The organism is Neobacillus sp. C211, from assembly GCF_051842875.1.
Taxonomy (GTDB): Bacteria; Bacillota; Bacilli; order Bacillales; family Cytobacillaceae; genus Neobacillus.
In genome coordinates this window covers 1-5,168 of record NZ_JBPXRO010000068.1, presented here as the reverse complement: position 1 = coordinate 5,168, position 5,168 = coordinate 1, and the positions used below count along the sequence as shown (strand labels likewise).

General features: G+C 40.5%; 4 protein-coding genes. 3 read left to right on the top strand and 1 reads right to left on the bottom strand.

The window, feature by feature from the left end; all coding sequences use genetic code 11:
- Positions 1 to 333 precede the first annotated feature (333 nt).
- On the bottom strand, positions 334 to 873 hold the full coding sequence (locus ACSU6B_RS28745; RefSeq protein WP_410889866.1) for a methylated-DNA--[protein]-cysteine S-methyltransferase: 540 nt from the start codon (positions 871 to 873) through the stop codon (positions 334 to 336).
- Between the two features lie 383 nt (positions 874 to 1,256).
- Between ACSU6B_RS28745 and ACSU6B_RS28740 the strand changes: the two genes are divergently transcribed.
- The 3 genes from ACSU6B_RS28740 (at position 1,257) to ACSU6B_RS28730 (ending at position 5,132) form a co-directional block, all read left to right on the top strand.
- Positions 1,257 to 2,081 (top strand): formate/nitrite transporter family protein, encoded by an 825-nt coding sequence (locus ACSU6B_RS28740; RefSeq protein ID WP_410889864.1) that lies wholly within the window; start codon positions 1,257 to 1,259, stop codon positions 2,079 to 2,081.
- Positions 2,082 to 2,272: 191 nt separating this feature from the next.
- On the top strand, positions 2,273 to 3,274 hold the full coding sequence (locus ACSU6B_RS28735) for a VanW family protein (RefSeq protein ID WP_410889862.1): 1,002 nt from the start codon (positions 2,273 to 2,275) through the stop codon (positions 3,272 to 3,274).
- Between the two features lie 100 nt (positions 3,275 to 3,374).
- Complete coding sequence (locus ACSU6B_RS28730; RefSeq protein ID WP_410889860.1) at positions 3,375 to 5,132, top strand: bifunctional metallophosphatase/5'-nucleotidase; 1,758 nt, start codon at positions 3,375 to 3,377, stop codon at positions 5,130 to 5,132.
- The last annotated feature ends 36 nt before the right edge of the window (positions 5,133 to 5,168 follow it).

Genomic DNA, 5,168 nt, shown 5'->3' with positions numbered 1-5,168 from the left:
CACCACTTAATTTTTTATTGTTTGGTTGTGTTAAGAGCAGTGTATTATTGATTTTACAGCTCTGTTGATTTGCGCGGAAGGCACGCAGACTCCTGCGGGAGTACGGGGCAGGGGATACCCCGCAGGCGCTTCAGCGTCGAGGAGGCTCCCCGGCACGCCCGCGGAAAGCGAAGTGCCTGGAGCGCAAATCAACAGACATGTTGCAAAGCATATATATTAATAATATTATAATAAATTAACGCGGTGAATGGTTAAAGTTATTGTAGAAAATTTGAGGCTGTCGAAAGTTTCTCGACAGCCTGAAGGCAGAGACTTTCTCTCTGCCTTTTTGGTTTATTTAGCATGTGTGATTACACCTTTCAAAGTGGAGGGTTTTTTTTCCAAATCTAACAGTTTTTCCTTCATATCTAAACCGCCGCGAAAACCAGTTAACTTCCCGTTCTTACCAATCACACGATGACAAGGAACGGTAATTAATATCGGGTTTGCCCCAATTGCAGCGGCAACGGCACGTACTGATTTAGGTTTCTGCAGGAGTTCCGCGATTTCTGAGTAAGTATGTGTGCATCCATAGGGAATTTCATTTAATACGTTCCAAACAGATTGTTGAAAGGGAGTCCCTTGAAAATCGATTGGAAAGGTAAAGGACGTGAGCTTTTCTTGAAAATATTCGGTGAATTCGTCTACAAAAGGTTGTAATTTTCTATCATCACGCTCCAAAAGGTGATGCGGGAGTTTTTTTTGAACCCAAGTCACCAGTTCTTCGAAGCCCTTATGATTGGACCCAACATAACAAAGTCCATCTACCGTTGCTGCGAGATACATTTTCCATGGACCATATATAAACAAACTCCAATAAATTTTCTTTTCCATTGTATAAACCTCCATTCTTTATTCCTTTCGGATCATTTGGCGATACTCTGATGGAGTATGGCTGGTTATTTTTTAAAAAGTGTAGCAAAATGGGTCGGGTTTGGGATACCGACTAACATACTGATTTATCAGACCATGCGTCTCCGTTCGTAACTCCTGTAGTATTTCTATACTCTTTACCATAACACCTTGGAATCAGTATACCTCTATTAAGTAAGGGAAGTAAGATATTTTGAATATAAAAGCAAGATTCCAAAGGTAAATGTAAGCGCTCTAAAATAGTTAAAGAAATATTCACAGAATTTTAAAAGAATTTGTTATAAAATAGAAGTATGTTAAACGTTTCACATACTAAATGGTTCAATTAAAAAGGAGTATATTATATGGGATATAGTAAACCCGAAACAATCATGGAAATTACCGTTGAAAATGGAGTGAAAAAATCAAAATACCCTCCTTTACAGACCCTGATATTAGGTTTTGAAGCAGGTGCCTTCATTGCTTTAGGTTATTTACTTTTCATCCGTGTCACAGCAACTTTAACAGGAAATTTAGAGGGGTTAAGCAGTTTGATTGGTGCGTCTGTCTTCCCAATCGGCCTTATCCTAACCTTGCTTGCAGGTGGTGAGCTATTAACAGGAAATATGATGGCTGTGCCTCTAGCTCGAATGGCGAACAAGATTAGCACTAGACAAGTTTTCTATAACTGGTTTCTTGTTACGGTTAGTAACTTTATCGGGGCCATTTTTGTAGCATACTTTTTTGGACATCTGGTTGGACTTACCGAATCAGGCCCCTTCTTGGAAAGAACGATTAGTATTGCTGACCATAAATTAGAAGCAACCTTTCTCCAAGCATTCGTTTCGGGGATTGGCTGTAATTGGCTGGTGGCAGCGGCAGTGTGGCTTTGTTATGGAGCAAACGATATGGCCGGAAAAATTGCGGGTATTTGGTTTCCAACGATGGCATTTGTCGCAATCGGATTCCAACACGTTGTAGCGAATATGTTTGTGATTCCTGCAGCGATATTTGCCGGCCATTTTACTTGGCTAGGATATATTGAAAATTTTATCCCTGTCTTTCTAGGCAATGCGGTTGGCGGATCTGTCTTTATCGCACTCGCATATTGGCACGCCTATAAGAAAAATGAACGCACATATTCGGAACCAAAAGTGGTTCAACCAATGATGAAAAGCAGCGTAAGATAATTTACAGATCAAAAAAATCATATATCTTCACTGATCAAGCTCCTTACACCTAACCTATGGGGCTTTTTGCATATTAATCAATACTTATAAGTCATATTGACATGCAAACGGGAATAAAATCCAAGAATGAATGGACTTCGTTGGAGGTCAGCATTTACTGCATGAAAATAAAAGATAAGAGGTTGGGGGAAATGACAAAGAGTTCGTGGCTAGTATCAATTTTATTAATCTGTAGCTTAATACTTATTGCCGGATGTACAGAAAAAACGAATACAGTAAAGAAAGTTGAAGAAAAAGTATCTGAACCAGGAAAACAAATGCCCAATAAAACACCACTAGAACCACAGAATGAAGAAAAACCAAAACCAATTACGGTAAATGTCATTGATCCGAATACAAATGCTATTTTGGAAACCTTTTTACCGGTGGAAATGGGTTTTGGAACCGATAATGAAACCTATAAAAAGGAACTTGAAAAATGGGCAAAGGATTTAGCAAGAGGGACGGAAAGTACCAAAGGATATGACCAACGAATGATTCTTGATAAGATTGGCTCCAATGGTCAAATCATTAAAGGCAAACCAAGAATTATCTTAGAGGAATCAGAGTTAGTTGAAAAGGTCATAACAGCATCGGCAACGGGTGGAGATATTGAACTACCTTTATATGTGACCGAGAGCGGTTATAAGCCTGAGGATGTTGACCAGTTAGGGGAAGTTGTCGTGGCAAGCTTTACAACGAGATTTAATAGCGGAGTTGTAGGCCGTTCAAAGAATATAGAGCTGTCGGCCGAGGCCATTAATAATATCATTGTCGGAGCGGGAGATATTTTCTCATTTAATACTACTGTAGGTCCAAGTGATGCTGGCCACGGATATCAAAAGGCGAAGGAAATTGTAAATAAGCAATTAGTCGACGGAATCGGCGGAGGAATTTGCCAGACGTCATCAACCCTATTCAATGCAGTGGATCAGGTAGGTGTTAGTTATATTGAAAAACATCACCATTCCTTGTCGGTTGGGTATGTACCTGCGGGCAGAGATGCAACCGTATCTTATGGTGGACCGGACTTTCAATTTCAGAATACCACCGGTGCCCCATTTATCATTAAATCCATCTATAAAAAGGGAACCTTAACCATCGAAGTAAGGACATCATCAACCTACCAAAGTCTGATAGTCAAACAACAATGAGTGTCAGGCACCAAACTTCTTTGGTGCCTTTTCTGCATATTCCTAACCTACAAGGAGAAAAATACCTTTGGTTCTTTTAGAAAATTGTAGGAGGAATAGTATGAAATTGTTTCAAAAAACGTTTCTTTCCTTATCGATCCTAGCACTGGTGGCGATAACGGGATATCAAAGTGCTTCAGCTCGTGCCCTAAGGGATATTGATAATCAATTTCAAACTGTTACTAAGCCTCAAGTTGTAGAGGTTAGCAGACAGAAACCAACTATAGGAAAAGATCAAGGGTTATCTGAAGAATATCATGGACATAAATCCAACCGTCCAGAAACGGTCAATCCCAAAAAGGGAAAGCCACCGGCCGCAAATAATCGTTTCATTCAGGTCCAACTATTAGGGATAAATGACTTGCATGGCCAATTAAATGTGACTCGGAAAGTAAACGGGAAACCGGCCGGTCGGGTCGATTATTTAGCAGCCTATTTAAAACAGCGTGAAGCAGAAAATAAAAATACGCTATTGGTTGAAGATGGAGACATGGTTGGGGCCAGCCCTCCAATTTCGGCCCTTTTACAGGATGAACCAACAATCGAGATCTTGAACAAACTGGGTTTTGACATCGGTACTGTTGGTAATCATGAATTTGATGAAGGCTTAACAGAACTGATGCGCCTCATAAAAGGGGGAACACATCCGAAAACAGGCAATTTTGCAGGTTCAAACTTCCCATGGATTGTTGCTAATGTGGTCAATGAGAAAACAGGAAAAACGATTCTGCCTCCTTATCAAGTGATCAAAGTAAATGGGATGCCCATTGGTTTTATCGGTGTGGTAACTACTGAGACTCCAACGCTTGTTGTCCCTAGCGGTGTGGCTGGATTAAAATTCACGGATGAAGTAGAAGCAATTAATCAGAATGTAGCGGAATTGAAAAAACAAGGGGTAAAAGCGATTGTCGTTTTAGCCCATAACCCAGGCACTTCAGGTCCAAACGGAGAAAATCCAGCAGGGCAGCTTGTCGATATCGCAAACCGGGTCGACGATGAAGTGGATATCATTTTTGGCGGCCATAATCATGCCTATATGAACGCAACGATTGACAATAAACTAGTTGTTCAATCCTATTCCTATGGAACTGCCTTCTCTGATGTTGATCTTGAGATAGATCCTAAAACAAAGGATATTGTCTCAAAAAGAGCTGAGATTGTAACTACCTTTCAAGAAGGAATCGAGCCCGATCCCGAAATAAAGAAAATGATAGAAGGATATGAAGCAAAAATAGAACCGATAGTTAATCAAGTTGTTGGCTCTTCATCTGAAAGTCTGACGGCCAAGCAAAATGAAAATGGTGAGTCAGTGCTTGGCGATTTTATTGCGGATGCACAAAGGAAAGCGTTGAATACCGAATTTGCCTTTATGAATCCTGGCGGCATTCGAGCCGATATTGATCCTGGCGATATCACCTGGGGAGAAATTTACACGGTACAGCCCTTTAATAATGACCTTGTCAAAATGTCGATGACGGGAAAGCAAATCCGAGAATTGCTCAACCAGCAGTGGGGAGCAACAAAAACGAACATGTTGCAGATTTCTGGCATAAGCTATACTTGGGATCCAAATAAACCAGCAGGGCAAAGGGTAGTGAGCACCAAGCTTCCAGATGGCACGGAAATGGATCCTAATAAATCTTATTCTGTGACAGCGAATATTTTTCTTTCTGGTGGCGGAGATGGATTTACTGTATTTACTCAAGCTAAAAACAAAGAAGTCGGACCCGTTGACCTTGATGCATTAGTTAACTTCAGTAAAGCCCAGCCAAAACCGTTCACTTATGGTATTCAAAATAGAATAAAAAGGGTTCAGTGACATCCTTGGTGTTTTAAAAAAAGGTGTCAGGCCAGA

What these genes read in the sequence shown, in the direction of transcription:
- ACSU6B_RS28745 (WP_410889866.1), bottom strand. Translation starts at nt 873, where the DNA reads ATGGAAAAGAAAATTTATTGGAGTTTGTTTATATATGGTCCATGGAAA.
- ACSU6B_RS28730 (WP_410889860.1), top strand. Translation starts at nt 3,375, where the DNA reads ATGAAATTGTTTCAAAAAACGTTTCTTTCCTTATCGATCCTAGCACTG.
- ACSU6B_RS28735 (WP_410889862.1), top strand. Translation starts at nt 2,273, where the DNA reads ATGACAAAGAGTTCGTGGCTAGTATCAATTTTATTAATCTGTAGCTTA.
- ACSU6B_RS28740 (WP_410889864.1), top strand. Translation starts at nt 1,257, where the DNA reads ATGGGATATAGTAAACCCGAAACAATCATGGAAATTACCGTTGAAAAT.